Origin of the sequence: Streptomyces sp. NPDC058240, assembly GCF_042882135.1 — a bacterium.
In the GTDB taxonomy this organism is placed as follows: Bacteria; Actinomycetota; Actinomycetes; order Streptomycetales; family Streptomycetaceae; genus Streptomyces.
This window is the reverse complement of the sequence record NZ_JBHVWT010000002.1, coordinates 80,396-107,043: the sequence shown is the minus strand read 5'-3', so window position 1 is coordinate 107,043 and position 26,648 is coordinate 80,396. Positions and strand designations below refer to the sequence as shown.

Sequence of the window (26,648 nt, the reverse complement as noted above, 5' to 3'; positions counted from 1 at the left end):
GCCAGAAGGCCGGGCCCTGTTCGGGCGCGGAGGCTTCGGCGCGGTACGCCCTCGGCGGTGCGTCGGTGCCGTGCCGCCGCTCGGTGCCGGAATCACCGCTGGCCGGAGGGTTGTTGTCCGGTTTCCGGTCGATTATGGGACGTATTCCGGCGGCTGCCGCGAAACGGTCCTGGCGACCGGCGCCCGTGGGCATCATGTCCGCAACAGGGCCCCGCATCGACTCGGGGGGCGCCGTGACTGCCCGAACGGGCGGCGGGAGGAGGGGTGTTGAACGACACCGACGACGCCGGGCTGCGGGAGCGGGCGGCCGACGCGATCCGCCGGACGGAGGGAGCGCGGGCACTGCCCGCGGCGGTCGCCGCGCCGACGGGCCCGCAGGGAGCGGAACGTGACGCGCTGATGTCCGAACTGCGGTCTCTGGGCGCGGAGTTCGAACGGGACCTGCCGGGCGATCCGCTGGGGCAGGCGGTGACGGCCCGGCTCGGGGCACTGACCGGCTCGCGGTGGGCGGCCGACGGGGAGGAGTCCGACCGGCACGAGGCGATACGCCTGCTGCGTGGGGCCCGTGCGTCCGGTCTCCTCGCACCGGACGACCGCCTGGGGGCCGCGCGTGAACTCGTCGCCCTGCTGCTGGGCCCGGCGGTGCGCGTCGCTCCGGGCCGCTTCGACAGCGCGATCGGCTTGGACGGGTTCTCGCTGCTGATGCAGATGGGCAAGCCCGAGAAGCTCGGCGGTGCCGGCGTCATCGAGGCCCTTCCCGAAATCCAGCAGCTGGTGGAGGAGATCGGCGGAGCCGCGCCCCCCGTCCTTCAGGGCCTCTCGATGATGAGCGCGTACGCCGAGGCGCTGAACGGGGGCGATGCCCGGGGCCTGGCGGCCATGTGCGAGCGGATGCTCGCCGGTGACCTCGGCCCGATGATGCCCTCCGGCCCGTTGGGCTCCGTCGTGCGGACGCTGATGCCGCTGGCCAGATCCAGCGCACGGGGACTGGCCGACGAGGGTCCGGCATCGGATGCGACGGACCTGGCGGGCGAGGAACCGGCCGCGGTGCGCGGCGGCCCGGCGGAGGAGGACGGGCGTCCGTCGGCCCTGCCGGAACCGGCTCAGGCCGTCTCCGCCCTGTCGGCACCGGATTCGGGCGACAACGTGCGCGACATCGTGGCCCTGCTCGCCGAGGTGAACCGGCCGGGCGTGCTCGCACCGGACGAATTCGCCGAGCTGCTGACCAGGCTGGGCGACCCCGGGCAGGGGGCGGAGCCCGGTGACCAGGCCCTGTCCGCACTCGGCGCGATGGGGCTCGGAATACGCACCGGCCGTCCGGAGGAATTCCAGGAGGCGCTGCGGCTGATCCGCGAGGCCGCGGCGGCCGCGGGCCCGGACGACAAGATGGCCTGGATGGCGCGGAGCATGCTGCCCGGTGCCCTGGTCGGCGCCATGCTGGTCGGCGGGAGCCTCCAGGACCTGGAGGAGGCACAGGCGATTCTGGAGGACCTCCTGACCCCCGGTGAGGGGCTGCCGGCCGGTGCTCCGCCCGAACTGCCGGGTGTGAACGAAACATTGATGATCAATCAGTGTCTGCGGATCCACATGCGGACGACCGGGGCGGGCGAGGCCGGCGATACGGAGACACTCGAAGCGCTGGTGGGAGAACTTCTCGACGTTCTGGACGCCTGTGAGGACACCGAGTGGTCGTTCCTCCCTCTCTACGAGCTGGGCATGGTCCATCTCTACCTCGCTTCGCTCACCGGCAGCATCGACTCGCTGCGCAGTGCGGTGCACTACCAGGAACAGGCGCTCACGAGCCCGGACGTACCACTGTTGGCACAGCCGATGCTCGACATGAGCTGGGCGCCGCTGCTGACTTTCAGCTCCTTCCTCGAACCCTCCGTCGAGCGTATCCAGGAAGGCATCCGGCGGACCCGGGCGACCTTGCGGGGTGCGCCCGTCATGGTCGACCAGCGGGTGCGGGCACGGCAGGCGATCGGGCTGGCCCTCGACGCGGTGTACGGCATGACCGGCGATCCGTCCGTCCTGGACGAGATGATCACCGAACTGGAGTGCACCGAGGAGGAGCTGAAGGGGGTGAGCGGGGGGTCGGCCGCCGCCGTGCACTGGCAGCTGGCCGACGCGTACGGGCGGCGGGCCGCCCACGGAGGGGCCGACCTGGTCAGGGCGGTCGAGTGCGCCCGGCACTCGCTCCGCATTACAGCCGACGACGTCCTGCTCCAGCAGGGCGTCCAGCACGGTCTCCAGGTCGCCAGGACCGGCGCCAGCCGCGCGCTGGCCGCCGCCGGCTGGGCGGTCCGTGCCGGGCGGCCCGCGGACGCGGTGGCCTGTCTGGAGGAGGGACGGGCACTGGTCCTCGGGGCGGCGGCGGTCTCGGCCACGGTCGCCGAACGGCTGGCGGAGCGCGGCGAGCACGAACTGGCCGACAGGTGGCGCCGGGAAACCTCCCGGAGAACCACCGGCCCCCGCGCGGGAGGCAGCCGGTCGGAGCTGGCGGAGGTCGTGCTGGGCGCGTCGTTCGGCAGCCCGGAACTGCCGAGCGCCCTGCGTCGCCGGGCCCTGGAACTGCTGCGCCCCGCCGACGGGAAGGCCGCCCCCGGGCGGATTCCCGCCGTGTCCGAGCTGGTCGCCGCCGCCGGGCGCGCGGGGATCGACGCGTTGGTGTACCTCCTGCCGGGACAGGGAGGCGCGGACGGCTCCGCCGTGCTGCTGGTCCCGGGGCAGCCGCCCCGGTCGCTGCCCCTGCCCGGTCTGTCGGCCGAGGGCCGGACCCCGCTCGACGGCTATCTGGACGCCGCGGCCCAGCACGCCACGGCCCGGCGGGGACAGCAGCGCTGGGAGGCCGCACTGGACGCGCTGTGCGCCTGGGCGGGCGAGGCCGTGATGGCCCCCGTACTCGACGAACTCGCGCTGTGGGAAAGGGGACTCACGGAGTCGGGCCTGGCGGGCTGCCCCGCGACGCAACCCTTGCCGCAACCGGTCCGGCTGACCCTGATCGCCTGCGGGAACCTCGGTGTGGTGCCCTGGCAGGCGGCCCTGCTCACGGTCCCCCCGGCACCCGAGCAGGGACCGGCGCCGGACGGCAGGCCCGGCACGGTACGGGCGTGTGAGCTGGCCGTCCTCTCGTACGCCGCGTCCGGACGGGAGTTCGCACGGTCGGCCGGCCGGGAACGACTGCCGACCGCTCTGGGACAGGCACTGGTGTGCGTTCCCGGCTGGGACCTGGACGGTGCCGAGGACGAGATTCTGGCCCTGGCCGACACCTACTACCCGGACGCCGCCCTGTACGGAACGCTGATGACCCGCGACCTGACCCCGGAACCGCCCGAGGGCACCCCGGAGGAAGTGCTGGCGCTGCTGGGGGCGGGGCCCGGACGGGACACCGGGCGCGTCGCCCTCGTGCACCTGGCCTGCCACGGGGTGGCGGGTTCCGACCCCACCGCCTCCGCGCTGGAACTCGGCTGGCCGCAGGGCACGGAACCGGAGGCGGGCAGACTCACGGTCACCGCGCTGCTGGACACCCCGTTCGACCGTACGGAGGGGGCGGGCGGCCCCCTGGTCGTGCTCAGCGCCTGCGAGACGGACCTCAGCGCCCGCGACCACGACGAGGCGCTGACACTGACCACGGCCCTGGCGCACCGGCTGGCCGCCGACGTGGTGGGCTCCCGCTGGACCGTCCCGGACGTGGCCAGCTCGGTACTGATGACCGTCTTCCACGACCGTCTCGGCGCCGGGCTGGCCCCGCCGGACGCGCTGCGGGCCGCCCAGCGCTGGATGCTGGCGCCGCCCGGCCGACGGGACACCGTGCGCGGTCTGACGCCCGAACTCGGCCGTGCGGCCGCCGAGCTGGACCTGTCGGTGCCGTTCGCCTGGGCCGCCTTCATCCACCAGGGCAATCCGGGACCGGCCAGCCAGGACGGCGCGCCCGGCACGCCTACGTCCGCCTCGCCCGCCTCGTCCGTCCCGTCCGCCCCGCTCGCCCCGTGAAAGGAGAAGCACGGAGATGACCCCTGACGCGTTCCTTTCCCTGCTCCGCACCCACTGGCCGATGACGCTCGCCGCTCTCGACGGCGGCCGGCGCGCACGGCTGTGCGACGGTCTGAACGACCTCGCGGCGGCCGGTGACCGCAAGGCCGTCGAACGGGCCCTGCGCGGCCTGCGGCTGCAACTGCGCGCCCTGCCCCCCGACCACCCGGTGGCCCGGGAGCTGAGCGGCACGGTCCGCTACGCGGACGCCCCGCCCGCCCCGACGGTCGACCGGGCGCTGCTCGGCGAACTCCTCGACGTGTTCACCGACCCTCCGCCCGGTCCCGCGGAGTTGCTCCGGGCCGCTCACGAACGACTGTGGGAGACCCCGGCCCTGGGCCCGGCGGAACTCGCCCCGGAAACCACGGACGACCCCGCGGCCGCCGGTCTCATCAGACTGCGCCATCCCGGGGCCGGGGACCGGTATCCCCGGTTCCAGTTCGCCCCGGGCACGGCCGAACCGCTGCCGGTGGTGCGTCGTATCAACCACATCCTGATGGCCGACAAGGACCCCTGGGGCGCCGCGGACTGGTGGCTCGGCGGCAACGGCCGGCTGGCGGGAATCCCGGCCGAACTCCTCGGCGCCGTCCCCGACGAGGACCTCGCGCGGGCCGCACTCGAACTGGTGGCGGGCTGATGGACCAGATCCCGCCCACCGGCGTCTCCATGCGGCCCCTGCTGCGCGTCCTGCCCGCCGGAACCGAGCTCTGGCGCTGCCACCAGAACGACTTCGGCCCCGAGTCCTTCAACCCCAACCGTGCCCACCCGTACTTCCGTGGCAACCGGTTCGACGCCACCGAGCAGGATCCCTACCCGTTCCTCTACGCCGCGCTCGACCCGGTCACCGCGCTCTGCGAAGTCCTGCTGCGCTCGGTCGACTTCGAGGACCGCACGGCGGTGCGGCTGGTCCCGTGGGCGCAGGCGTCCCGGTACACGCTCTCGGTGCTGCGCACCACCCGCGAGCTGTCCCTCGTCGAACTGGCGACGGCCGAGGGCCTGGCCGCCGTCTGGCAGGACTCCTGGCTGGTCGACTCCGAGGCCGGGGACTACCCGAAGACCCGCTACTGGGTACGGCTGATGCGCGAGCACGACTCCGGGACGCACGGTCTGGTCTGGGAGTCGAAGCGGTGCCGGCCGAGGAGCGCCCTGCAGCTCTTCGGCGACCGTTGCGGGGAGGCACCGCTGGACACCGACCCGGACCGAAGCCTGCGGCTCGACTCCCCCGAGGGACTGGCCGAGGCGAACCGGCTGCTCAACCCGCTCCGGGCCGTGATCTCCTCGCCGTGGCCGGACTGACGCCCCGCCCAGGGCAGGGCGCCGCACCGCGGCCTCAGCAGGGCCCGTCCCCCGTGATACGGACGGTGCAGCCGACCCGGTGGCTCAGCTGGAGGCGGTCACCGTGGCGCAGCCGGTGCCGTTCACCGGGCAGGAGGTGACCGCCGTTCACCCAGGTGCCGTTCACGGTTCCGTCGGTCTCCTCGGTGACCCAGACCGTGCCGTCGGGATCGGCGCTCACACTGGCGTGCCGACGGGACACGACGGACAGGTCCTTGAAGGCACCGGCCGAGGCGGGGGCCCAGTCCGGGTCCCTGCCGAGCCTCAGCGGTTCCCCGGGGAGGACGGGCAGCGACAGGGCCAGGGTGTCGAAGTGCAGCACCACCCGGGTGCCGGGCGGCGCCGTCCCGCCGCCCTCGCCGCCGATCCGGGCCAGACAGCGTGGACAGCGCGGGGTCCCGGGCGGCACGAGAGCCGCGCAGCCGGGGCAGCGCACGCCGGCGACGGTGTCCGGGGAAGGCGGGACCGGCCCGCGCACCTCCTCGTCCGCTACGGATTCCCAGTCGTCGTCGTACCCGTCGTATCCCTCGTACCCGCCGTGCCCCCCGTACCCGTCGTCCCGGTCCCCGTCGGTGCCCCGGACCGGCGCGGTCATCGCTGACCGGGCACGAAGCCGGGCGACGTATCGATACGGATCTCCACCCGGCCGTCGTCGCGCTCGTGGACCTCCCGCACCGACACGGTCCAGCCCGCACCGATCGCCGGGTCGGCGAACAGGGCGCGGGCCAGCGGGTTGATCAGGTGCGTCTCCAGCGTCATGCCGATGCCCCGGCCGCCGTTCCACTGGTCGTGCGTGCAGTACTCGGTCAGCTGGGCCCGTGCGTGCGGGGAGAGTTCGAGGGAGATGCTGTGCTCGGCCAGCAACTGGCGCCGGATGTTGTCGATCTGGAGCTTCATGATCCGTTCGGCCACCTCGCCGGAGATGAAGTCGAAGACCACCACATTGCCACCGAGTCGGTTCATCAGCTCGGGCCGGCCGATGACGTGCTCGAAGTGACGCTTCACGTTCAGCCGCACGGTCCGGGCCAGTTCCCGGTACGGGGTTCCCGGGCGGACGATCCACTCCCGTTCCTCGGTCTGCGGGTCGGTGCGCTGCACCCCCAGATTGGAGGTGAAGATCAGTACGCACTCGCTGAAGTACGTGGTGACGCCCTGCCCGTCGGTGAGCCTGCCGTCCTCCAGCACCTGGAGGAACTTGTCGAGAACTCCCTTGTCGGCCTTCTCGATCTCGTCGAACAGGATCACCCGGAACGGATTGCCGCGCACCGCGGTCGTCAGCTCTCCGCCCGCCTCGTACCCCACGTATCCGGGCGGGGCCCCCACCAGGCGGTCCGCCGAGTGCGAGGAGGAGAACTCGCTCATGTCGAAGCGCAGATACGCCTGGTCGCTGTCGAACAGCACCGAGGCGACGGCCTTGGCCAGCTCGGTCTTGCCCGTGCCGGTGGGGCCCGCGAAGAACAGCACGCCACGCGGCCGATGGCCCGGGTTGGTGGCCTGGGAGCCCGAGAGCCCCATCGCGGCCCGCTTGAGGATGTCCAGCGTCATGGAGACGGCCGCCTCCTGACCGAGCACCCGCTCCGGCACGGTGCGTTCGCCCGCGATGATCCGCTGCCGGATCTCGTCGCGCCGCCACGGGTTCTTCTCCACCCCCAGCCGGTACATCCGTACCGCGTCGGGCATGGCGCCGAACGGAATGCCCCGGGAGAGGGCCAGGTCGAGGGATTGCCGCATGGCCCGCAGCGGCAGCCCGACGGACGCCCGTGCGAAGGCGTCCACCGGGTCCTTGCCCGTCACCCCGCCACCGGTGCGGTGCCCGTCGTCGTCCGGCCCGGTGTGCTCGTGCCACAGGAGCGCGGCCATCCGCCGGCGTTCGTCGGCGTCCGGGTCGGGCACCGCGATGGTGCGGATGCGTTCGCTCCCGGAGACCAGCCAGTTCGGCAGATCGCGTTCGCCCTCGGTGAGCCAGATGACCGGGTTGAACAGCGGTGTGGCGCCGCGGCTCGCGGACGGCGACAGCACGCCCGGCGGCAGCGGGACCGGCGCGGCCTGCTCGGCGAGCTTGAGGCAGGCCACGAAGAAGTCGCGCTCGGACTCGGTGAGCCGGGTGACATCGGTGGTCAGCCGGGCGGCGTGCTCGACGAGCAGGGCGACCCGGAGGGGTGCCGCCGACCGGCCGTTGCCGTGGCCGGCACGCCGGTGCTCGGCCCAGCCCGTGACGATGCCGTGGAGCAGCGGCTCGATCTCCATGAGGACCGGCGGGCGGTGCCGGTCCCGGCCGCCGGACTGCCGGGTGACATGCAGCAGTTCCTCGACCATCAGCTGTTCGGGGCCCGTGACGACGCGGAAGCCCCGGATCTGGTCGTAGCGGATCAGCGCCTGGTACCCCAGCCTGCGCAGGGCGTTCCACACGACCTCGACCAACGGGTGGTGGGCGTCCCGGGAACGGTGACGCACCAGGTGGAGGTCCTGGATGTTGCCGTGCAGGACGTACTGGGAGTGCACGCCCAGCGTGCTCGTCAGCTCCTCGACGAACAGCGGCACCGCACGCTCCGGCCTGCCCTCCTCCGTGCCGTCCCGGACCTCGGCGGGCGGTCCGTCGTGGCCCGGACGGTGCTTGCGGTAGTCGTAGGACCGCGTGTCCTCGGTGCTGTGGGTGTCCACACCCTTCCTCCGCATCCTCGATCGTGTTCACGTTTTCCGCGACGGCGGGGCGTCGGCCGGCCGGTGGCGTCAGCGGTCGCCGGCCGGAGCCGTGCGGTACCTGGGCCGGTCCTCGCGCCGGCGCCCTTGTCCGTCGTGCGTGTTCCCGGACGTTTCCGGCCGCGCGCCCACGGTGTCCTCGTCGAGCACGAGGACGCCTTCCTCGCCCCGTGTCCCGGGTACGGTGCCGCTCTCCTCGAAGACGAAGTCCAGGGCGACGCCGAGTTGTCGGGCGATCTCCCGCAGCCGGTCCAGGTGGTCGCCGGCCCGGTGGCACCGTTCGGCGTCCCGGGCGAGCGCGGCGCCGTCGCGCGCATCGGGCCGTTCGCGGCGCATGGTGGCCACCCGCGCGTGCTCCCCGTCCAGGACGATCCGCAGCCAGTGCTCCTCGCCCCAGCCGGGCGGCGTCCAGTCGAAGCGGACGAGCCGGTCGCGCGGGTGCGACGAATCGGCCCCCCGGCCGTCTGAGCGGTCCGTGCCGGAGATCGCGAGCCGCAGCATCCGCTCGACGTACCGGCGTTCCAGCTCCGCCAGCCGCTCCGACACCCGGTCGTCCACCTGCTGCTGCTCGTGGGGTTCCAGCCCGCGGCCCTCGTCGAGCACCCGGCGCAGCAGCGCGGTCTCGGCCGGGGCCGGCGGCAGCGGGTCCGTGCCCTGCGGGGCCGTGGTCTCCAGGAAGTGGAGCTGTGCGGCGGCCCGTTCCTCGGCGGCCCGGCGGGCCCGGACGGCACGGTTGGTGTCGGCGACGAAGCGGCGTGCCTCGCGCAGATGGGTGCGGGCCTTGAGCGGGCGGGTCGCGGCGGCGGCGAGCGCGTGCCGTACCGCGGCGGCGGCCGGTGCGGCGTCCTCGGCGGTGGCGGCCACGTCGAGCCGGGCGAGCAGTTCGGCCCCGATCCGCACGGCGTCCTCGTGCCGCAGTTCCTCGGCGGCGGGCGGCTGCGGCAGGGCCTCGTCCTCCCGGCGCGCGACGGAGGGGTCCGCGTCCCGTGCGGCGTCCGGCCGCGACCGGTGCTCGTGCAGCACCGAGGCGCGCCGGGCCCGCAGTTCACGCTGCCAGGCGTCGTCCTCCGGTCCGGTGAAGGCGTTCCGGCTCGTCCGCTGCACCCAGTCGGCGTGCGCGGCCTCGGCGTGACGCATCCGCTCGTCCAGGACGGCCAGTCGCTCGCGCAGCCGGGCCAGGGTCATGCCCACCGGGCCGAGGGGGCCGGGGAGGCCGGGGGGCGGCGGCGGGGGAGTGCCGGGCGGGGCCGCCCGCGCTGCCCGTCGTATCCGTGCGAGCAGTGCCGCCCGCCGTGCGTTCGCCCGCGCGGCGGCGAAGGCGGCGGCCTCCCACTGTCGGGCCGCGGCGGCGGTCGCCTCCTGTCGGCGTTCGAGGCACGCCTGTTCCTCGGCGGCCCGTACGGCCGCCGCCGCGAGTACCTGGGTGGTGACGAGGGCGGCCCGTCCGGCCAGCAGCGCCCCGCTGAGCGCTCCCAGGGCGACGGCCGCCGGGGCGAGGAGCTCATGCAGACCGTGGGCCGCCGCGTCGGTCAGGTGCCCGGCGGCCTGGTGGACGGCGTCCGCGGCCCCTGGCACATGGGCGACACCGGGGTGCGCGAAGGCCTGGGCGTGCGGGACGAGATCGCCGACCGACTGGCCGGCCGGTGCGTAGTCCACCGCGGGGAACACCTCGCTGATCGAGGGCAGGGCGACTCCGGTGCTCATCGGTCTCCTCCGGGCGGCGGCAGCGGATGGTGTGGCCGGTACGTGCGTGCCGGGCCCGCGGGCACGACGCCCCGCGGACGGCCGGTGCGGTCCGCGGCCCGCCCGGCGCGCAGCCGGCTCAGCTCCCGGCGCCAGGAGACCGTGCGGTGCACCGTCCAGACGGTGAGTGCCACGACGGTGCCGATCGGCCAGGCCCAGGGCGCGACGGTGACGGCGTAGATCCCCAGGGCCACCGCCGCGGCCAGCAGCGCGGCCGACGGCAGCAGGGTGCGCAGGCCGCGGGACCGGGCGAACCGGGCGGGGCGCTCCGACGTGGCGATCAGCCGCCCGGCGAGCGACCGCCGGGGGTGGTAGTGGGGCGGGCCGATGAACGCCGCGGCGGACAGCTCCAGGGCGAACACCGCGGCGGCGGCGGGCAGGGCCTGCGCCCAGGCGAGTACGACCGCCTGCTGGGAGGCCCGTCCGAGGACATCGGCGAGGCCGATCACGAACCCCCACGGCACGGTGGCCGTAGTGGCCCCGAGCAGCGCCCAGCCCAGCATCGCCGGGCGTTCCAGCCGACGCAGCCAGACAAGGGTGGCGTCCTGGTCGGCGGCCAGCAGCCGGGCGGCCTCCGCCTCGGCCAGCTCCCCGTGGCGCGCCGCGGCCTCGTCGCCGGCGACACCGGCCAGCAGCCGGGCGGCGATCAGCCGCAGGGTGTCGTCCGGATCGGCGACGAGCCGGGTGTACCAGTCGACGGGCACGGCCAGGGCGGCCCGCACCGCGGCGGCCCCCCGTGCCAGTTCCGCCGTGACCCGCCCCGGTTCGTGGGCGAGGCGCAGCAGCATCGCGTCGACGGCATCGGTGCGGCGCAGCCGGGCGCGGGCGGCGCCGCGGTCGCGGGGGCCGCCGCGCGACAGGATCTCGTCGGTCAGCGGCCGCCAGGCGGCCCGGTGCGCGGACCACCGCCGGTGCACCTCGTCGAGTCCGGCGCCGCCCGGACGTTCGGCGAGCAGGGGCAGCAGTTCGTGCCGCAGCAGATCGGTCAGTACCGCGCGGGCCTCGGCGTCGCCGTCCGTGACCGCCTCGGTCAGCTGCCGGATGCCCAGGGTGTCGAGGGGTACTCCGTGGTGGGAGACCTCCAGTCGCGGGCCCAGCCAGTTGATCAGCCGTGCGGTGGTCCGGGCGTCCGGCGGTTCGGCGAGTTCCGCGCGCAGGGCGACGAGCCGTTCGTTCTCCTCGGAGCTGCGGCCGGGGGAGTCGATGAACTGGCCCAGCCACTCGACCAGTTCGGCCCGCCGGTTCCGGCGGGCCAGCAGCCGTCCGGTGGCGAGGCGGTTGACGTCCAGCAGCCGGGCCAGTTCCTCGGCGCCGGTGACCTCCCGGCCCATGAAGGGGAAGGGGCGCAGCGTGCGCCGGGGCGGGAGGTCGTGCGGTGCCGCGCCGGACGTGCGGGGTGCCGTCGGTGGGGATTCACCCCGCAGCCAGGCCGCCACCTGATCGCCGCCCCAGCGGTGCTCCGGTGCCCGCGTGAGCAGTCCTTGACAGAGCATCAGCAGCCGAGGATCGGTCACCAGGGGCAGTTCGGGGTCGTGGGTGGCGACCTCGGTCAGCACCTCCTCGTCGCCGCGGAAGTCGATCGGGTGGCTGCCGCCGGCCAGTTCGGCGACGACCATGCCGAGGGACCACCAGTCGACGGCGGGGGTCACGGCCTGCCGGTGCGGGGCCGCCTCCGGTGCGAGGTAGAGAGGTTTGCCCACCCAGCCGCGCCGGCGCGGCCGGTCGTGCTGCGGCTCGTGCACCGCCGCGCCGAAGTCGATCAGCACCAGTTCGGGCCGGTCCTCGTTCTGGATCCGCACCATGATGTTGTCGGGCGTGACGTCACGGTGCACGATGTCCCGCGCGTGCACCGCGACCAGCGCCGCGTGGAGCTGTTCCACGACGGCCCGGACCAGGGCGGGCGGCAGCGGCCCGGGGTGGTCGGCGTGGTAGCGGGCGAGGTCGGTCTCGCCGTACGAGAGGGTCAGGTCGTAGGGGTGGCCGTCGGCGGTGCCGCTCTCCAGCAGCCCGGCGACCGGCCCGCCCGGCCCTTCGGCCAGGACGCGGCGGACGCCGGGGTCGGGGCCGAACCGGTGGTGGTACCACTTCAGTACGAGGGGGACGTCGGCGGACGCGTGCCGGGCCTCCCGGTCCTTGACCCGGAGCACCACGGCCTGGGACGGCCGGTGGACGCTGCTCAGCACCTGGGTGAGGTCGAAGCGTCCGCCCAGTGCGGCCGGCACCCGGTCCAGCCCCTTGCGGGTCTCCGCGTCGCGCGGATCGCGGTAACCGGTTCCGGCCTCGTCGACTTCCACTTCCGTGGGCGGCGGAACAGTCATGCGACATGCCTTCCGATGACGGGGCCGGGCAGGGCGGGGACGGTGGCCGTACCGCCCGGCCGGACAATGTTGTCCAGAGGCCCTCCCGCGGGCGGACGGGCGGGCATATCGTGTCGGCCATGAGCCAGGAGACCCAGCCCTCCTCGTCCGCTCCAGAACCCCTCGGGCCCGCGCCCGGAGGCCGAGTGCTTCCGCCGCTGCCCGGCGCCGAGCGGCTGGCCGCGGAGCTGCGGGCCCTGCGCCGGCCCGGTCTGGCCGGCCTGCGCACCCTGCGGCCCGAGGCCCTGATCAGAGTGGCCGTCGCCGCGGGCCTGAGCGGGGGTTTCGACGACGAGGCCGCCGGAGTGGAGACGCTGCTGAAGGCCGGAGTGCGGCATCTCGGCGGACGCACCCTGTCCGCCGACGGCACCCGGGGCGACCCGCTCGCCAGGGCGGCGGCCCACACCTTCGGGCTGCTGCCGGACTGGCGGGGCGTTTCGGGCCAGGAACGCCGCAAGGCCGCGGCAGCCGTCTACGGCGTCACGTCCGAACGCTTCCGCAAGAGCCAGGAGCAGGAGGTGATCGCGGAACTGGCGCTCGCGGTACTGGCGGTGGCGCGGGCGGCCATCGCCGGACCGCCTCCGTCCGGTCTGCCCGGCCTGCCCGGCCCGCCAGGCCCGTCCGTCCCGGACGGTGGCGGCGGCGGTCCGGTGACGCGGACACCGGAGCCGGTGCCCGACCCGCCGACCCGGCTGACCGGACCACCGCTGTCGGCCGCCGCCGTGCACCGGGTCACCGTGCACGTCGCGTCCATCGAACTGCTGCGGGACATCGACATCCTGGTGTCCTCGGAGAACATCTATCTGGAGATGTCCAAGACGTTCCGCTCCACCGTGTCCGGCTCGCTGCGCAGGGCCGCCGCGATCCGCGACGAGGCAGGCGAGACGGTCGACGACGTCCTCGCCCGTGAACTGGTCGAGTGGATGCGGGCCCACGGCCGGTCCGGGCTCCCGGTGCGCCCCGGCACCGTCGTCCCGACCTCGCCGGGAGCCCTCGCCGAGCGCGGCGTGCGCCGCATCCACCACGCGGCCGTCGCTTCCCCCACGAGCGACGGACACAGCTATCGAGTCGATCCGCACGTCCTCGCCGAGGCGGTCTCGGCCAGCTTCCGACTGGCCCGCGCGGAACGCGACAGGTACGACCCGCCGCTCTCCTCCCTCTGCTTCCCCCTGCTCGGCGCGGGGCACGGACTGCCGCCGGAGAAGGCGGCGCGCTGGCTGTGCTGGGCCGTCCACGAGGAGTTGAGCCGCGATCCGTCCTGGACGGTGCACCTGGTGGCCCAGCGCCCCGAACTGGCGAAACTCCTCACGGCCGCCAGCTCCGCCCCCTGAGTCGTAGCCCACGCTCTCTCAACTGCCTTTCGAAATAGGTGAGTTCTCCTCGCCTTGGCACCCCGAAGAGCCGTACCGAGGGAGGACCGGACGGCCCGTCGGACGCCTGCGCCGGCTCCACGACGACCTGTACCGTCGGCTCGTCCGCCTCCCGGTCCAGATGCGGCGCGTACCGGACCCGGCCGAGGCCGCTCTGCGGCGTCAGCCGCTGGTTCGCGGAGCCGCGCCACACAAGACCGGTCGGTTCGGCGATCCGGAAGCGCCCGGTCACCACGGCGTCCGCCGGTGCCAGGGCGGCCCGCCGGGCCGCGCCCAACTCGGGCTCCTCGTAGCCGGTGTAGACCAGCAGATCGGCGGGGAGGCCGTCGTCGGTCGCGCCGGGGCGGGTCCACGCGGCACGCAGCAGGGCGGCGCCCCGGAGCAGTTCCGCCAGGGCCGCGGGCTGGGCGAGCGGCTCGCCGCCGCTCACCGTCAGACCTGCGGCGCCGCGGGCGAGCGCGGCCCGCCACAGCTCCAACAGCTCCGCCACGTCCATGGATTCGCCGTTCTCCGGCTCCCAGGTGTGCCGCGACATGCAACCGGGGCACGCCAGCGGACAGCCCTGCAGCCAGATGCCCAGCCGTCGGCCCGGCCCCAGCGTCTCCACCGGGAAGTGCGTCCCGCCGACCCTGACCCGCATCCGTCCTCCCCCTTCCCGCCGGGCCGTCCGCTCCGGCAACACCGAGCGGGCACCGGAGACTTCGTCGAGAACGAGTATCGAGCGAACGGGCGGCGCGCGGCACATTTATTCCGGTGGATTTCCGGGCGTTTCCGGGTGCGGTCCGGTCGCTTTCCGGGCCGATTCCGGATGTGTTCCGGGAAATGCCCGCGGAGCCGAATGCGCGGTCGAAAGGCCGGGAATTTCCCTTACCCGGTCGGCTACGCTCCGTTCCCCGATTCAGCTTCGGGGTTCGTCCGGTGAACCGCCAGGGGCGGGCGCGGCGGGGGCGACGGACCGGATCACGCCGTGCGAAAGAAGCCGCCGGAGCGCGCTCGAACGGAGAAAAGGCGGTCGCCGGAGGGCGGCTGCACGGGGGAAGGGGATTCCGCCATGAGAATCGACACGAACCGCTTCAGAAGTCCGGCCCGGTATGCCTGGGTCGGCCGGATCATCGCATTCCACGACAGGTATCAGGGCCGGCGGGACGCGCCCGGTCTGCGGGCCAGGCTCGCTTCACTGCCGCACCCGGACACCTTGCCGCGGGGCGCCGCCGATCCGTACCCGGAACTGCTGACCCCCCATGTGCAGGGGATACGGGCGAGTGCCTCGCGCGGGGCCGACCAGCTGCGCTCGCGGCTGCTGCACGACGAACGCGAGCTGTGTGCGCGGATCCACGCCGAGTCCGTGCGGGTGGTCACCCAGTACGACGTGCGGCAGGCCCCCGCGCCGGCCGCCCTTGCCCGGTATGGCGAACTCATCGGTGTGTGGCGGGCCTCGGCGGGCGTGTGCCGGGGCCGGGCCGCTGTCCTGACCCACGAGGCGAACCAGCGGCTCGCCCGTTACTGGACAGCGGTCCTGACGGACCTTCAGCCGCACTCGGAGGAGGGGGCGTTCCCGCTGGACCACCCGCACCTGCTGCCCGGCCACATCGTTCTCGACGAGTCCTGGCAGCACACCGACGACTGGCTGCGGGTGGACGGCGGGCTGTGGGCCGCCCCGGCCCGGGGCCGGACCGATCACCCGGTGACCCGTGCACTGGCCATCCTCGACGCCCAGCCCGTGCGGGGCGCGGATCCCGCCGCCCCGCACAGGGCGGCGGCGGGCCCGGGACGGGGGCGCGGATGACCCGCCCGACACCGGTCGTGCCACCGGCGCGCGCCGCGCAGCGACCGGTCACCACCGGCGAATTCCAGGAAACCGTGAACCATCGCACGAACACGGAGAGAGCGATGAACGTGCCCCACCCGCCCGGCCGTCCGCCCGTCGCCGGGCCGCCACACCGATCCGGCCGCTTCCGGCGTGCCGCCTCGGCTCTGGTGCTCGCCGCGTCGCTCGTGGCCGTCGCCGGCTGCTCCTCGCCCTCCGGGGGCGATGAACTCCGTACGCCCTGCGGGCTGGTCATCGACGGTTCGGGTTCCGGAGCGGCCGGCAGCCGGGGCTTCGACGCCGAGGCGAAACTCAAGTCCACGCTGCTCCCCTTCCTGACCGAACGGCACTGCGGCACGCTGGCGTTCGCCCCGGTCACCCGGTCCTCGCAGACCTCCTCCTGCCGGGTCGGGGACATCGACCTCGATCCGCCGGGGGACGAGACCTCCGACCGCGACAGCATGCGCAGGTCGTCGCGGGTCCTGGCGCTCATGGGCGCGCTCACCATGCTGAAGTGCGCCCGCACACAAGGGGGTTCGGATGTGCTCGGGGGCCTGGCGCGGATCGGCGACGCCATGCCGTCCGGCAAGGGGACGCCGAGCCTGCTGGTGGTGAGCGACTTCGAGCAGGCCGACAAGGAGTTCACGCTCAGGGTGGGCGAGATCGCGACGGAGGAGAGCCGGGAGCGGGCCGTCGACACCCTGCTCGGCGACAGGGGCGTACCGGGAATCACCGGGATGGATGTCTATCCCGTCGGCTACGGCATGCGCCACGACGCCAGGCCGAGCGAGTACCGGCCGTTCGACGCGTTCTGGTCCGAGATCCTGAGCGGGAGGGCGAAGGCGCATGTCCACGACGACTACCGGAAGTGACCCCGGGGAGCCGCGCCGGCGGCGGCTCAGGATTCCGGGGCCGCTGCGCGCCGGGGCCGGAAGCCGGGGCGCGGACCGCCGGGTCGCGGAGCCGGAGGCGGGGCCCACGCGCCACCCTCTGGTCCTGACGGACCGGCAGCAGCGGCGCCTGATCAAGGATGCCCGCAAGCGTGGGGCCGGGGCGGTCACGGGCCGGAGGCGGCCCGCCGTGCGCGGCCGGGCCGCCCGGTCGGGCGCGCTCGACCCCTGGGTGCTCGACAGCGGCGGCCGGGTGCCCTACTTCGCCGAACTCGCCTCGGTGCGCGACATGTTGCAGGCGCAGTTGCGGGAGCAGGCGGCGGACATGGAGGAGGCGGCGCTCCTGCGGGACGCGCGCGCCAGGTCGGACGTGGAAGCGGCCGAGGTGGAGAGCCGGCTGCAGGACGAGCTGTTGCGGGAGGCCGACGAACAGGTCCGGTCGTCCTGGCGCCAGCTGAACCGGCTCGCGGCCCGTGCGGTGCGGTGGGAACGGTTCCGGGACGGTGTCCGGGAGCGGGTCGAACTCCGGTGGATCCAGGCCCGGTTCCCCGACGCGGAGGCCACCGGGGAGAGCGGTGCGGCGTCCCGCCCGGACGGGACGCCGCCCGGAGGCGACGACGGGGCCCCCGCCGGGCGGCGCGGCCCCGCGCCGGTGCCCGACGAGGGTTCGGCCGACGACGACTGGCAGTCGCTCGATCCTGCCGGGGACGCGGACGCCGTCCAGCCGCCCACCGGCCGTGGCCCCGCCCCGAGGGAGGAGCGGGAGGCGGAGTTCCTCGGCGACCTGGCTCCGCCGTCCGACCCGGGCTGGGAAGGCATGCCGGCCCGTCCGGGCATGCCCGCGTGGCTGACCTGGGCCATGCTGCTCGCCATCGCGGCGGTCGAGATACCGATCTACTGGATCGCCTTCCAGCCCTTCCACGGAACGGGCAGCAAGAGCGCCGACTTCCTGTCCGGCACGCTGGCGATCTCCACCGCCGTACTGATGGTGCTCCTGCCGCACCTGGCGGGGCGGACCCTGCGCAGCCGCGCGGCGACCGGATCCGTCAAGGCCGCCGCGCTTCCGGCGCTGGCCCTGCTGGGGGTCTGGGGGTTCTCCGGATGGGCCCTGGGCGATCTGCGGGCCAGGCTGGTGCTCAAGCACCCCGACCCCATCGACGTCCCGTCGGACCTCGGTGACTCCAGCGGTGCGAAGGACCTCGCCGCACCGCCGACACTGGCGGACAGCCTCCATCTGGCCCCGCACACCATCACCTGGATGTTCGTGGCCCTGCTCTTCCTGTCCGGAGGCATCGGCTTCCTGCTGGGGCTGCTCAGGGAACACCCCTACCTGGACGCGTACCGCGCGGCCCTGGAACGCCGGGCCGACAGGGTCAGGCAGCGGGAGGAGGCCCGCGCCGCCGCGGACCGGGCCGGCTCGCTCGACCGGTCGGCGCAGGACCGTTCGGCCCAGCGCCGGGAGGCGGTGGAAGCCCGGGTCCGGGCCACGGACGACCTGTACGAGGCGGCGGCCCATGCCTTTCTGGAAGGGGCGATGGAGCGGTCGAGCGATCCCGCGGTGACCGAGGCGGCGATGAAGCTCTCCGCCACCTGGCCGTTGCTGCCGCGCCGTCCCGGGCCCCCGGCCGGCCGGGGCGCGTGAGAGCCCGGCATCTCGGACCGGTACGAAAAAGGGCGGGTCCGCACATGGTCGTGCGGACCCGCCCCGTCCGTCGTCAGCCGCGTACGACCGTCACCGGGCACGGTGCGTGCTGGGTGACATGGAGGCTGACCGAGCCGAGCAGGGTCGCCTTGAGGCCGCTGTAGCCGCGCGCTCCCACGACGAGGAGGCTGGCTCCCTCGGCGCGGTCCAGCAGGGACTGGGCCGGGTTGCCGATCACCACGATCTTGCTGACCGCCGCCGCACCCTCGGCGCCCAGGGCCTCCTCCAGCGTCTCGGTGAGGGCCACGGTCGCCAGGGCCTGCGGGTCGAAGTCCTCCGGCATGCCGGGCATCATCGACGCCCAGCTCGTCGCGGGGTACTCCCAGCTGTTGACGGCCTCCACCGTGTCACCCGTCAGCTCCGCCTGGCGTACGGCCCAGTGCAACGCCTTGACCGACGACTCGGAGCCGTCAACGCCCACCACGATCCTGCCCATCACTGCCTCCAGCTCGGTTCGGCTCAGTGCGCGGACGCGTCGTACGAGGCGAACTCGTACGACGCACCTTTCAGTCCAACTCTAATCAAACCGGTACAAGGGTTCCGTCGGCGGGTCCCTCAGTCCAGGCGGAGGTCGGCGAGCTGCTGCTCGAACGGCACCACCTCGTCGTCGAGCCCGAGCGTCCTCGGTGCCCCGGAGGCAGCCCGGCCGCCCGTGATCATGGCCGCGAGCTCGCCGCCCGCCCGGCGGATGCGGGAGGGCAGGCCGTCGGTGTACTCGTCGCCTGACGAGCCCCAGTCCTCCGACGCCGCGTACACGGACGTCGGTACGACGGTGGCCCGCAGATAGGCGAAGAGCGGGCGCATCGCGTGTTCCAGGACCAGCGAGTGGCGGGCGGTGCCGCCGGTCGCCGCGATGACGACGGGCTTGCCGGTCAGTGCCGTGTTGTCGATCAGGTCGAAGAACGACTTGAACAGTCCGCTGTACGAGGCGGTGAACACGGGCGAGACGGCGATCAGCCCGTCCGCCTCCGCCACCTCCTTGATCGCCCTGTCCAGGGCGGCCGGCGGGAAGCCGGTGACCAGGTGGTTGGCGATGTCGACGGCCAGGTCGCGCAGTTCGATCACCTGGACCTCGACCGTGCGGTCCTGCTCGGCCAGCAGCCGCTCACGGGCGGCACCGGCCAGCCGCTCGGCCAGCAGCCGGGTCGAGGACGGGCTGCTCAGCCCGGCCGACACGGCGACGATGCGCACGGGCTCGGTGGCGAACACGGTGGACACGGTGGACACGGTGGTCAGACCTCCTTCGTGGCGGTGCGGGCGGCGACGGCCGGGTGGACGGGCGCGGAGTCCGGGACCCCGGCCGGGCGCAGGGCGGCGAACTCCTTGCGCAGCACCGGGACGACCTCCTCGCCGAGGATGTCGAGCTGCTCCAGGACCGTCTTCAGCGGCAGTCCCGCGTGGTCCATCAGGAACAGCTGGCGCTGGTAGTCGCCGACGGCGTCCCGGAAGGACAGGGTCCGCTCGATGACCTCCTGCGGCGAGCCGACGGTCAGCGGCGTCTGCTGCGTGAAGTCCTCCATCGAGGGCCCGTGCCCGTAGACCGGCGCGTTGTCGAAGTACGGGCGGAACTCCCGTACCGCGTCCTGCGAGTTCTTCCGCATGAACACCTGGCCGCCGAGGCCGACGATGGCCTGCTCGGCGGTGCCGTGCCCGTAGTGCGCGTACCGCTGCCGGTACAGGTCCACCATCTTCTTGGTGTGCTCGATGGGCCAGAAGATGTTGTTGTGGAAGAAGCCGTCGCCGTAGTAGGCGGCCTGCTCGGCGATCTCCGGCGAGCGGATCGAGCCGTGCCAGACGAACGGCGGGACGCCGTCCAGCGGGCGCGGGGTCGCGGTGAAGGACTGCAGCGGCGTACGGAACTTGCCCTCCCAGTCGACGACGTCCTCGCGCCACAGCTTGTGCAGCAGGGCGTAGTTCTCGATGGCGAGCGGGATGCCCTGACGGATGTCCTTGCCGAACCAGGGGTAGACCGGACCGGTGTTGCCGCGCCCCATCATCAGGTCGACGCGGCCGTCCGCGAGGTGCTGGAGCGTCGCGTAGTCCTCGGCGATCTTCACCGGGTCGTTGGTGGTGATCAGCGTCGTGGACGTGGACAGGATCAGGTTCTCGGTGCGGGCGGCGATGTAGCCGAGCGTGGTCGTCGGCGAGGACGGGACGAACGGCGGGTTGTGGTGCTCGCCGGTCGCGAAGACGTCCAGGCCGACCTCCTCGGCCTTCTGCGCGATGGCGAGGGTGGCCTTGATCCGCTCGTGCTCGCTCGGCGTCCTGCCGGTCGTCGGGTCGGTGGTGACGTCCCCGACGGTGAAGATCCCGAACTGCATGGCGCCCGCCTCCAGAAACCTAGTTTGGTTGAATGTTGAACTACGTGAACACACCCTACAACGGAGCACCCCCCTGACCTATTCCACGGGGGGGAGGAGCGGGTGGTGCGTACCCTGGACGGGATGCGCGGACCGGCCACGGACCGCACTTTTTACGGAGGCGGAGCTGTGAGCGGGAGCGGTGGCGAGAGCGAGCGCTGGAAGGAGCGCGGCGTCGCCCTGCGCGTCTTCGTCTACGTCTTCGCCACGCATCTCTTCGCGGGCTTCATCTGGATCCTGTTCTACGTCGGCGAGCACGCCAAGAAGTGAAGTGAGCGGGGGACCGGGTCCCGGGGACCAGGACCATCCGCCGATGCGCACGACCGGGCCGGCCCCCTACGCTGCGGGCCCTGGTGCGCGACCGAGCGTGCCGACGCCAGAGAGGGTGCCGCCATGCCGTTCACCGGTCAGACTCATGTCCGCATCGCCCGACCGTCCCAGGACCTCGCCGCAGCCGAGAGGTTCTGGGCGGACGGCCTCGGGCTGGACGTCCTGTTCCGCGCCGACGCGGGCCGGGAGCCCGGCACGCACGATCTGCTCATGGTGGGACACCCGGACGCGTCCTGGCACCTCGAACTCGTCCACGGCGGCGATCACCCCACCGACCCCCGCCCCACCGACGAGGACCTGCTCGTCCTCTACTTCGACGGCCCGGTACCGGAGGAGACGGTGGACCGCCTGGAGGAGCACGGCGGCAAGCGGGTCGCGTCGCCGAACCCGTACTGGAATGAGTGGGGCGTCACCGTGGAGGACCCGGACGGATACCGCCTCGTCCTGTGCCGACGTGGATGGTCCAACTCCTGACGGGGCCGCGAGACGCATCGAGCGAGAATGCTGGTTGCTGGGTATTACTGCATCATGCTGTACGAGATGCCACGCCTGAACTCGGGCGACCTTCAGGTTCTGGAGCAGACCAACGTCCTGCGCGAACGGGTGCGGCATGCGGTGCAGCAGGCTCCGATGAAATGGATCCTTGATCTGCGCAAGGCCCTGACAGCCAATGCCATCGCGGCGTCGAACGCGATTGAGGGCTACCGGGTCGATGCCGTGGACGTCGCCGACCTGATGGACGGCGAGCGCGAGGTCGAGGCCAGTGACGAGAACAAGGCGGAGACGCTGGCCTACCAACAGGCCATGACGTACATCCAGTCACTGCACGATGTGACCGACTTCCGCTACAGCAAGGAACTCCTCAACAGCCTGCACTGGATGCTCCAGGGGCATCACCACCCCCGCAAGCTCGCCGGGCAGTGGCGCAGGACCTCGATCCGCATCACCGCACCGGGGGACGAGCTCGCCACCGATTACGGAGGCCCTGACCAGGAGCGGGTTCCCGGGCTCGTGAGCGAGCTCGTGGACTGGCTCAACGAAGGCGACCTGGACAGTCATGTCCTGCTCCGTGCTGCCATGGCCCACCTGAACCTGGTGAAGATCCACCCCTGGTCCGACGGCAACGGCCGCATGTCCCGCTCGGTGCAGACCCTTCTCATCGCACGCGGCGGCGTTCTCGCCCCCGAGTTCTCCTCGATCGAGGAATGGCTGGGCATGCCGGGCAACACCTGGGAGTACTACAAGGTGCTGCGAGAGGTCGGAGGACCGGTCTGGTCGCCGGAGCGCGATACCTTGCCCTGGATCAAATTCAACCTGCTCGCCTACCACCAGCAGACTCAGCGGGTGCAACGCCGTGTCGACCGTTCCAACGACTGCTGGATGCAACTGATGGAGGGGACCGGTGCACACGGAGTCACGGAGCGGCAGGTCACCGCGCTGCACGAGGTGGCAATGGTCGGCCGGGTGCGGCGCAGCCGCTACGAGAAGGCCGAAGCGATCAACACGCAGCAGGCCACGCGGGATTTGCAGGCACTCACCAAGGCGCAGTTGCTGACGGCCGTGGGCCGGACGAAAGGCCGCCACTACGTCGCCGGGCCGCGGTTTCCGGAGCGGGTGCTGGCCACCGCACGTCGACATCACACCATCAGCAACCCGTATGCCACGTAGTCTCGCGGTGCCGCAGCGCGCACTGCCAGGGCTCGCCCGTGGACGGGTCCAGGCCGGCATCCCGACGTCGTTTTCGCTCAGGCCAGTTCTGGACGGCACCGATTCGTCGTCCTGCTCGACCGCTTGTGCGTGAGATCACGGTGCTCGGCGAGGGGGTGCTCCCTACGATGCGTGATAGATGCAGCTGTCCCGTGCATCGCCTGCCCTGTTCAAGGAGACGGATCGTCGTACATCGCGCTCGTGGACACCGCGAACGGTATCGCCGTCCAGCAGGACCCCACCGCGTGGATGTTCCCGAACCTCGACCTGACGATCCATCTGCACAGACAGCCGGAAGGACCGTGGACCGGACTGGACACCACCGCTGCCTTCGGCCCGTCGGGACAGGGACTCACCAGCAGCGTCCTGCACGACCTCCGAGGGCCCATCGGCCACGCCGAACAGATCCTCACCGTTCGCCCGCTGTCCGGTGACTGAACCGCGTCCCTCCAGCTGTCGCGCGGCGAGGTGCTTGTTCTGGCAGGCCCTGACGGCACCTCAGCACCGGGTCGCGTACCGAGGACGGGACCCGGCGTTGCCGAAATGCCGCCGGAGGGCGTATCGCCGATCAGCCGTCGCCGGCGATCTCCTCGGCCTTGGCGTACAGCGCGGCCTTCATGTCCGCCATGCGTGCCGGGTCGGGCCGTGGATGAACCCAGCGGTTCCGGTGGAAGACCGTTCGCGGCATCGGCGCGCTCCGCAGGAACTCGGTGAACGCCCCGTCCGCCCACGGTGGCACCCACGCCCCCGATCGGCAGACGAAGACGAGGTCGAACGCCACGGTAGGGGGCGTGCCGACGTCGATGGTCATGGTGACGGGAACGAGCGGGGTCTCCGGCGGCCGGGCCAGTGACTCGCGCCAGGGCGGGAAATGGACATGGAGATCGGAGCCTGCCCATGCGTGAGCGAGCAGCCAGTTCTCGCACCGGATGCCGTCGCCGGATTCCTTCCAGGCGTCGAAGCTGGCGTGGTTCGTCCGGTATCCGGCGTCGTGGTGAGCGTCGTACAGGTGGACCGAATCCCAGGCAGGCGTTTCCGCTCCGAGGTCGGACGGCCAGAGGTGGGCGGCCCATGCGTTGCTGTCGGCGTACGTGAGGGAGGTGCCGGGAGCGAAGGCGAAGCGGTCCCAGAAGCCTTGCCATCCCTCCACCTGCGGCAGATCGATTCCCGCCGCCCTGAAGTCCCGGAGTCTGGCCTCCCAGATGGTTTCCGTGTGGAACTCGTCCTCGGCCACCGGCCAGGTGAAGAGTTCATCGTGCGGGCCCCGGGGGCCACCCGAGGCCGGGGTGGGAAAGAAGAAGTCCCAGTCGACGACCAGGAGATTCATGCGCGGAGTCTCTTTCGAGAGGGTGAGGCCCCCGGCCGGAACCGGGGACCTGCTCCTACTGTTCTCGGGCCGGTGGCCGGTGATCAGTGGCCCGGGGAGCCGCTCCCCCCGTTGCCGTCGCCGTCCTCGATGTCGGTGTCGTCCGACCCGTGGCCCCCGTTGTCCCCGCCCGATACGGTTGCCCGGCGCGTCAGTGCTTCTTTGAAGGTCAACGCTGTCGCCTCCTCAAGTCACCAGGACAAGGCGCCTCCTTGCCCTGCCGTGCACTTGCATCCCGCCCCCGGTCGGTCTTGCCGGACATCCCCGGGGGCGGGGCCTCGGCCGTCCTCGCCGTTGGTGCGGGGCCTTTGGGCGAGGACGGAGCCCTGGAGGGAATTCACCCCGGGTGACCATCGCGGCAGTTGATGCAGCAACGGGGAAACCACTGGATGGTGTTGCCGAAGGCGTCGGTCTCGCGGGCGCTCAGGTTCACGGCAGTGCGTACGGACAGGGCTGCCGAGCACCACACGCAGTGCGTGCCGCGCTGCTGCTCCCGCGAGAGCGTGGCCACGGGCGGCAACTCACTGGGGTCATCGGGGCCGGTCATCCGATCGGCCCCCGGGCAGACGCTGGTCTTCATGCCGAAGGCAACTCCGAGCTCGCCGGGATGGGTCAGCCGCCCCGTACCGCCAGGCTTCTCCAGCCAGCCAAACCCGTCCACGTACCGTTCGACCGGCGGGCATCGCAGTGGCCAGTGCTCCGGGCGGACGCCCAGTCCGGGGACGCCTGCGAGGAGGACCGTCGCCCGGAGAGCTCCCACGGCGGTAAATGGATCGACGCCCACAGCGTCGTACAGCTCGGGTCTTTGGGCCATGAACGAGACGGTAGGAGTGTCCCGTTGCGGCAAGCTATGCGATGTTCTCGAATGTTCTCGAAAGCTGGTCGAATGTTCTCGTGTGGTCTCACAAAGGGGGCGGCACGGTGTAGAAGAGGGGCCGTATGAACGGTGATGCTGGTGGCGACCATCCCCGTCCCTGGGAGACGACATGGCACGACGACTGCGGTTCAACGGCACGGACAGCAAGAACGGTGGATGCCCGGCGATTCATGATGACCTCGACTCTGGAGAGATCATCGTCCAGGGAACACCCCTTACCGAGCCCGAGGACCTCACCCAGCTTCAGCACTTCGGCCCCGACGACGTGGCAGTGGTCGTTCCGCGTGAACTCCTTGTCAACCACGGACCGAAAGAGATGGACCGCGTGCCCAAGCTGATCGGCCCGGAGGAGTTCGGAAAGCTCTTCCACCACTTCGAGCATTCGGCCTGGCACCTGGAAACCCGCCGCGGCTACGCCTCCGACCGCGAAGACGAGGGATACGCAGCCTTTCTCGCGACCGGCGAGGCACCGATGGACCTGAACAGCGAGTGGTGCCAGAACATCCGGCGGCAGACGGCGGCCGGGAAGTACGTTGGCCGTGTCCGTGTCGTCGACAACCCGCCGACCGTGGGACAGCTCTTCCTGCTGAGCTACGCCCGCTGCAACGCGGCGACAGGCGAGGACGCCCGGAACTTGTGGCGAGAGGACGCCGAGGCGGTGCACCTCCCGGCTCAGGACTTCTGGATCTTCGACAGTCGACTCGTCGCCGTCCTCCACTTCGACGACGATGACGTCCTCGGCGATGTCGAGATCATCACCGAGCCGGCCACCGTGCTGCGGTACTGCCAGGCTCGGGACGCCGCCGTCCACGCGTCCATCGCGGCCGACGAGTTCGCGGCGCAGTTCGGCACGAAGGGCTGACCCAGGACCGGTGAGCACGGACTACCAGCAGGCCCGAGAATCCCTCGGTCTCCGCCTGCGAGAGCTACGGCTCATGGCGCCGGGCGGCCGGCTCACCGGTACTCAGCTCGCACAGCGGCTCGGGTGGCCGCACTCCAAGATTTACAAGCTGGAGGGCGGCCGCCAGACCGCAACAAGCGAAGATCTGCAGGCGTGGGCCGATGCGGTCGGCCAGCCGGACGTGGCTGAGGAACTGACCGCGCGCCTACGAGGGTTCGAGTCACACATCAGGTCGTGGCGTCGGCAGCTCGCCTCAGGGCACAAGCCCGTCCAAGACACGTGGAACCTCGAGGTCGAACGCTCCCACGCCATCTACGCCTGGGAAGAGTCCGTCATCCCCGGCATGCTGCAGACCGCCGACTACGCCCGCGCGATGTTCCTGCGGTACGCCGACCTGTACGGCACGTCCCGTGACACCGACGAGGCGGTCAGGGCCCGCATGCAGCGCCAAACGTGGCTGTACGAGACCAGGCGCAAATTCCGTGCCCTGGTGTGGGAGGCAGCCCTCCACGCGCTGGTCTGTCCGCCGTCCGTCCTCGCCGTGCAGCTCGACCGGCTCGCGGGCATGGTCGGTATGGACACGGTCGAGCTGGGGATCGTTCCGCTCGGGGCGACGCTGAAAGTCCCGGCCGCGAACGGGTTCTGGGTCCTCGACGACCGGCTCGTCATCACCGAGGACTGGCACGCCGAGATATGGCTCGACGACGCCGACAGTGTGGCCACCTACCTGCGGGTGTGGCACGCGCTGCGCGAGTCCGCCGTGTACGGGGCCGACGCGCAGAGCTTGATCAACCGCGCGCAACGCTCAGTGTGGCCGCGGTAGTCCCCGTACGCACGAAAGCGCCCCTGCCTGGCCGTTGGGCCGGACAGGGGCGCAGGTGTCACTGGTTCTACTCCTCGGGGCCGAAGCGGGCGACCGGTTCGCACCGGGCATCACGCGTTGGCGGAGAAGGTGTCCGCCTTCACGCCGCTCAGAAATGCCGACCATGTCGAGGGGGCGAAAGCCAGGGCCGGGCCGTGAGCCGCCTTGCTGTCGCGGACGAGGGCGGCGTCGGCCAGCAGACCGGTTTCGACGCAGTTGCTGTTGGACCCGCTGAAGCTGGACTTGTACCACTCGACATCCAACACGGAAGCGTCAGAGATGAACGTGCTCACGAATATGCATCCTTCT

Annotated in this window: 24 protein-coding genes and 1 pseudogene; 13 read left to right on the top strand and 12 right to left on the bottom strand. The window is 72.3% G+C overall.

Going from position 1 to position 26,648, the window contains the following annotated elements:
- The first annotated feature begins 267 nt into the window (after nt 1–267).
- The 3 genes from ACFVX4_RS05715 to ACFVX4_RS05705 are packed head-to-tail and all read left to right on the top strand — an operon-like array spanning nt 268 to nt 5,328.
- The gene (locus tag ACFVX4_RS05715; RefSeq protein ID WP_389972296.1) at nt 268–3,993 is read left to right on the top strand and encodes a CHAT domain-containing protein; all 3,726 of its coding nucleotides are present in this window, start codon (nt 268–270) and stop codon (nt 3,991–3,993) included.
- Between the two features lie 16 nt (nt 3,994–4,009).
- Nucleotides 4,010–4,669: a hypothetical protein gene (locus tag ACFVX4_RS05710; protein ID WP_389972294.1), complete on the top strand. Its 660-nt coding sequence runs from the start codon at nt 4,010–4,012 to the stop codon at nt 4,667–4,669.
- Nucleotides 4,669–5,328: an RES family NAD+ phosphorylase gene (locus ACFVX4_RS05705; protein ID WP_389972292.1), complete on the top strand. Its 660-nt coding sequence runs from the start codon at nt 4,669–4,671 to the stop codon at nt 5,326–5,328. The genes ACFVX4_RS05710 and ACFVX4_RS05705 overlap by 1 nt, the downstream gene beginning before the upstream one ends.
- 34 nt (nt 5,329–5,362) lie before the next feature.
- Here the strand turns inward: ACFVX4_RS05705 and ACFVX4_RS05700 are convergent, their stop codons facing one another.
- The 4 genes from ACFVX4_RS05700 to ACFVX4_RS05685 form a co-directional block, all read right to left on the bottom strand.
- Entirely contained in the window at nt 5,363–5,962 is a 600-nt protein-coding gene (locus ACFVX4_RS05700) for an FHA domain-containing protein (protein ID WP_389972290.1), read from the bottom strand.
- Nucleotides 5,959–8,028, bottom strand: a complete 2,070-nt coding sequence (locus ACFVX4_RS05695; RefSeq protein ID WP_389972288.1) for an AAA family ATPase — start codon at nt 8,026–8,028, stop codon at nt 5,959–5,961. Before ACFVX4_RS05695 ends, ACFVX4_RS05700 begins: the two co-directional genes overlap by 4 nt.
- Before the next feature lie 69 nt (nt 8,029–8,097).
- Complete coding sequence (locus tag ACFVX4_RS05690; protein ID WP_389972286.1) at nt 8,098–9,771, bottom strand: hypothetical protein; 1,674 nt, start codon at nt 9,769–9,771, stop codon at nt 8,098–8,100.
- Entirely contained in the window at nt 9,768–12,128 is a 2,361-nt protein-coding gene (locus ACFVX4_RS05685; protein ID WP_389972284.1) for a protein kinase, read from the bottom strand. Before ACFVX4_RS05685 ends, ACFVX4_RS05690 begins: the two co-directional genes overlap by 4 nt.
- Nucleotides 12,129–12,247: 119 nt before the next feature.
- On the opposite strand from ACFVX4_RS05685, the gene ACFVX4_RS05680 reads away from it, so the two are divergent.
- Complete coding sequence (locus ACFVX4_RS05680) at nt 12,248–13,498, top strand: macro domain-containing protein (protein WP_389972282.1); 1,251 nt, start codon at nt 12,248–12,250, stop codon at nt 13,496–13,498.
- Here ACFVX4_RS05680 and ACFVX4_RS05675 read toward each other — a convergent pair.
- Nucleotides 13,473–14,177, bottom strand: coding sequence for a 4Fe-4S cluster-binding domain-containing protein (locus ACFVX4_RS05675; protein WP_389972280.1), 705 nt, complete (start codon nt 14,175–14,177; stop codon nt 13,473–13,475). The two genes, ACFVX4_RS05680 and ACFVX4_RS05675, sit on opposite strands and share 26 nt — an antisense overlap.
- 411 nt (nt 14,178–14,588) lie before the next feature.
- Between ACFVX4_RS05675 and ACFVX4_RS05670 the strand changes: the two genes are divergently transcribed.
- The 3 genes from ACFVX4_RS05670 to ACFVX4_RS05660 all read left to right on the top strand — a co-directional run bounded on the left by ACFVX4_RS05670 (nt 14,589) and on the right by ACFVX4_RS05660 (nt 17,876).
- The gene (locus ACFVX4_RS05670) at nt 14,589–15,323 is read left to right on the top strand and encodes a hypothetical protein (RefSeq protein ID WP_389972278.1); all 735 of its coding nucleotides are present in this window, start codon (nt 14,589–14,591) and stop codon (nt 15,321–15,323) included.
- 104 nt (nt 15,324–15,427) lie between these two features.
- Entirely contained in the window at nt 15,428–16,216 is a 789-nt protein-coding gene (locus ACFVX4_RS05665) for a hypothetical protein (RefSeq protein WP_389972276.1), read from the top strand.
- Nucleotides 16,191–17,876, top strand: a complete 1,686-nt coding sequence (locus ACFVX4_RS05660; protein WP_389972274.1) for a hypothetical protein — start codon at nt 16,191–16,193, stop codon at nt 17,874–17,876. Before ACFVX4_RS05665 ends, ACFVX4_RS05660 begins: the two co-directional genes overlap by 26 nt.
- Nucleotides 17,877–17,949: 73 nt before the next feature.
- On the opposite strand, the gene ACFVX4_RS05655 is transcribed toward ACFVX4_RS05660, so the two are convergent.
- The 3 genes from ACFVX4_RS05655 to ACFVX4_RS05645 all read right to left on the bottom strand — a co-directional run bounded on the left by ACFVX4_RS05655 (nt 17,950) and on the right by ACFVX4_RS05645 (nt 20,257).
- Nucleotides 17,950–18,372 carry a universal stress protein gene (locus ACFVX4_RS05655; protein ID WP_072487767.1) on the bottom strand — a complete coding sequence of 141 codons (423 nt, stop codon included), beginning with the start codon at nt 18,370–18,372 and terminating at the stop codon, nt 17,950–17,952.
- Nucleotides 18,373–18,491: 119 nt separating this feature from the next.
- The gene (locus tag ACFVX4_RS05650) at nt 18,492–19,145 is read right to left on the bottom strand and encodes an FMN reductase (RefSeq protein ID WP_389972904.1); all 654 of its coding nucleotides are present in this window, start codon (nt 19,143–19,145) and stop codon (nt 18,492–18,494) included.
- A gap of 23 nt (nt 19,146–19,168) precedes the next feature.
- Complete coding sequence (locus ACFVX4_RS05645) at nt 19,169–20,257, bottom strand: LLM class flavin-dependent oxidoreductase (RefSeq protein ID WP_389972271.1); 1,089 nt, start codon at nt 20,255–20,257, stop codon at nt 19,169–19,171.
- A gap of 168 nt (nt 20,258–20,425) precedes the next feature.
- Here ACFVX4_RS05645 and ACFVX4_RS05640 point away from each other — a divergent pair, with 168 nt between their 5' ends.
- The 4 genes and pseudogenes from ACFVX4_RS05640 to ACFVX4_RS05625 all read left to right on the top strand — a co-directional run.
- A complete protein-coding gene (locus tag ACFVX4_RS05640) occupies nt 20,426–20,566 on the top strand; it encodes a DUF6126 family protein (protein WP_256260242.1) in 141 nt (46 codons plus the stop codon).
- A 123-nt stretch (nt 20,567–20,689) separates the two neighbouring features.
- The gene (locus tag ACFVX4_RS05635) at nt 20,690–21,100 is read left to right on the top strand and encodes a VOC family protein (RefSeq protein ID WP_389972269.1); all 411 of its coding nucleotides are present in this window, start codon (nt 20,690–20,692) and stop codon (nt 21,098–21,100) included.
- 54 nt (nt 21,101–21,154) lie between these two features.
- Nucleotides 21,155–22,294 carry a Fic family protein gene (locus ACFVX4_RS05630; protein WP_389972267.1) on the top strand — a complete coding sequence of 380 codons (1,140 nt, stop codon included), beginning with the start codon at nt 21,155–21,157 and terminating at the stop codon, nt 22,292–22,294.
- Between the two features lie 219 nt (nt 22,295–22,513).
- Nucleotides 22,514–22,771 (top strand): annotated as a pseudogene (locus tag ACFVX4_RS05625) (thioesterase family protein); the annotation flags it as partial.
- Between the two features lie 130 nt (nt 22,772–22,901).
- Here the strand turns inward: ACFVX4_RS05625 and ACFVX4_RS05620 are convergent.
- From ACFVX4_RS05620 to ACFVX4_RS05610, 3 genes are all read right to left on the bottom strand, one after another.
- A complete protein-coding gene (locus ACFVX4_RS05620; RefSeq protein ID WP_389972265.1) occupies nt 22,902–23,660 on the bottom strand; it encodes a hypothetical protein in 759 nt (252 codons plus the stop codon).
- An 83-nt stretch (nt 23,661–23,743) separates the two neighbouring features.
- The gene (locus ACFVX4_RS05615; RefSeq protein WP_389972263.1) at nt 23,744–23,872 is read right to left on the bottom strand and encodes a hypothetical protein; all 129 of its coding nucleotides are present in this window, start codon (nt 23,870–23,872) and stop codon (nt 23,744–23,746) included.
- A 164-nt stretch (nt 23,873–24,036) separates the two neighbouring features.
- Entirely contained in the window at nt 24,037–24,513 is a 477-nt protein-coding gene (locus ACFVX4_RS05610) for a hypothetical protein (RefSeq protein WP_389972261.1), read from the bottom strand.
- A gap of 172 nt (nt 24,514–24,685) precedes the next feature.
- Between ACFVX4_RS05610 and ACFVX4_RS05605 the strand changes: the two genes are divergently transcribed.
- Together ACFVX4_RS05605 and ACFVX4_RS05600 are read left to right on the top strand one after the other, a co-directional pair.
- Nucleotides 24,686–25,438 carry a DUF6879 family protein gene (locus ACFVX4_RS05605; protein WP_389972259.1) on the top strand — a complete coding sequence of 251 codons (753 nt, stop codon included), beginning with the start codon at nt 24,686–24,688 and terminating at the stop codon, nt 25,436–25,438.
- A gap of 10 nt (nt 25,439–25,448) precedes the next feature.
- Complete coding sequence (locus ACFVX4_RS05600; RefSeq protein ID WP_389972257.1) at nt 25,449–26,300, top strand: helix-turn-helix domain-containing protein; 852 nt, start codon at nt 25,449–25,451, stop codon at nt 26,298–26,300.
- Nucleotides 26,301–26,410: 110 nt separating this feature from the next.
- Here the strand turns inward: ACFVX4_RS05600 and ACFVX4_RS05595 are convergent, their stop codons facing one another.
- A complete protein-coding gene (locus ACFVX4_RS05595; RefSeq protein WP_389972255.1) occupies nt 26,411–26,632 on the bottom strand; it encodes a DUF397 domain-containing protein in 222 nt (73 codons plus the stop codon).
- Nucleotides 26,633–26,648 lie beyond the last annotated feature (16 nt).

Bases quoted from the DNA above. Each gene is read 5' to 3' on its own strand.
- ACFVX4_RS05665 (WP_389972276.1), top strand. From the start codon at position 15,428: ATGAACGTGCCCCACCCGCCCGGCCGTCCGCCCGTCGCCGGGCCGCCA.
- ACFVX4_RS05690 (WP_389972286.1), bottom strand. From the start codon at position 9,771: ATGAGCACCGGAGTCGCCCTGCCCTCGATCAGCGAGGTGTTCCCCGCG.
- ACFVX4_RS05655 (WP_072487767.1), bottom strand. From the start codon at position 18,372: ATGGGCAGGATCGTGGTGGGCGTTGACGGCTCCGAGTCGTCGGTCAAG.
- ACFVX4_RS05645 (WP_389972271.1), bottom strand. From the start codon at position 20,257: ATGCAGTTCGGGATCTTCACCGTCGGGGACGTCACCACCGACCCGACG.
- ACFVX4_RS05660 (WP_389972274.1), top strand. From the start codon at position 16,191: ATGTCCACGACGACTACCGGAAGTGACCCCGGGGAGCCGCGCCGGCGG.
- ACFVX4_RS05635 (WP_389972269.1), top strand. From the start codon at position 20,690: ATGCCGTTCACCGGTCAGACTCATGTCCGCATCGCCCGACCGTCCCAG.
- ACFVX4_RS05675 (WP_389972280.1), bottom strand. From the start codon at position 14,177: ATGCGGGTCAGGGTCGGCGGGACGCACTTCCCGGTGGAGACGCTGGGG.
- ACFVX4_RS05610 (WP_389972261.1), bottom strand. From the start codon at position 24,513: ATGGCCCAAAGACCCGAGCTGTACGACGCTGTGGGCGTCGATCCATTT.
- ACFVX4_RS05700 (WP_389972290.1), bottom strand. From the start codon at position 5,962: ATGACCGCGCCGGTCCGGGGCACCGACGGGGACCGGGACGACGGGTAC.
- ACFVX4_RS05630 (WP_389972267.1), top strand. From the start codon at position 21,155: ATGCTGTACGAGATGCCACGCCTGAACTCGGGCGACCTTCAGGTTCTG.
- ACFVX4_RS05680 (WP_389972282.1), top strand. From the start codon at position 12,248: ATGAGCCAGGAGACCCAGCCCTCCTCGTCCGCTCCAGAACCCCTCGGG.
- ACFVX4_RS05705 (WP_389972292.1), top strand. From the start codon at position 4,669: ATGGACCAGATCCCGCCCACCGGCGTCTCCATGCGGCCCCTGCTGCGC.
- ACFVX4_RS05605 (WP_389972259.1), top strand. From the start codon at position 24,686: ATGGCACGACGACTGCGGTTCAACGGCACGGACAGCAAGAACGGTGGA.
- ACFVX4_RS05710 (WP_389972294.1), top strand. From the start codon at position 4,010: ATGACCCCTGACGCGTTCCTTTCCCTGCTCCGCACCCACTGGCCGATG.
- ACFVX4_RS05685 (WP_389972284.1), bottom strand. From the start codon at position 12,128: ATGACTGTTCCGCCGCCCACGGAAGTGGAAGTCGACGAGGCCGGAACC.
- ACFVX4_RS05670 (WP_389972278.1), top strand. From the start codon at position 14,589: ATGAGAATCGACACGAACCGCTTCAGAAGTCCGGCCCGGTATGCCTGG.
- ACFVX4_RS05620 (WP_389972265.1), bottom strand. From the start codon at position 23,660: ATGAATCTCCTGGTCGTCGACTGGGACTTCTTCTTTCCCACCCCGGCC.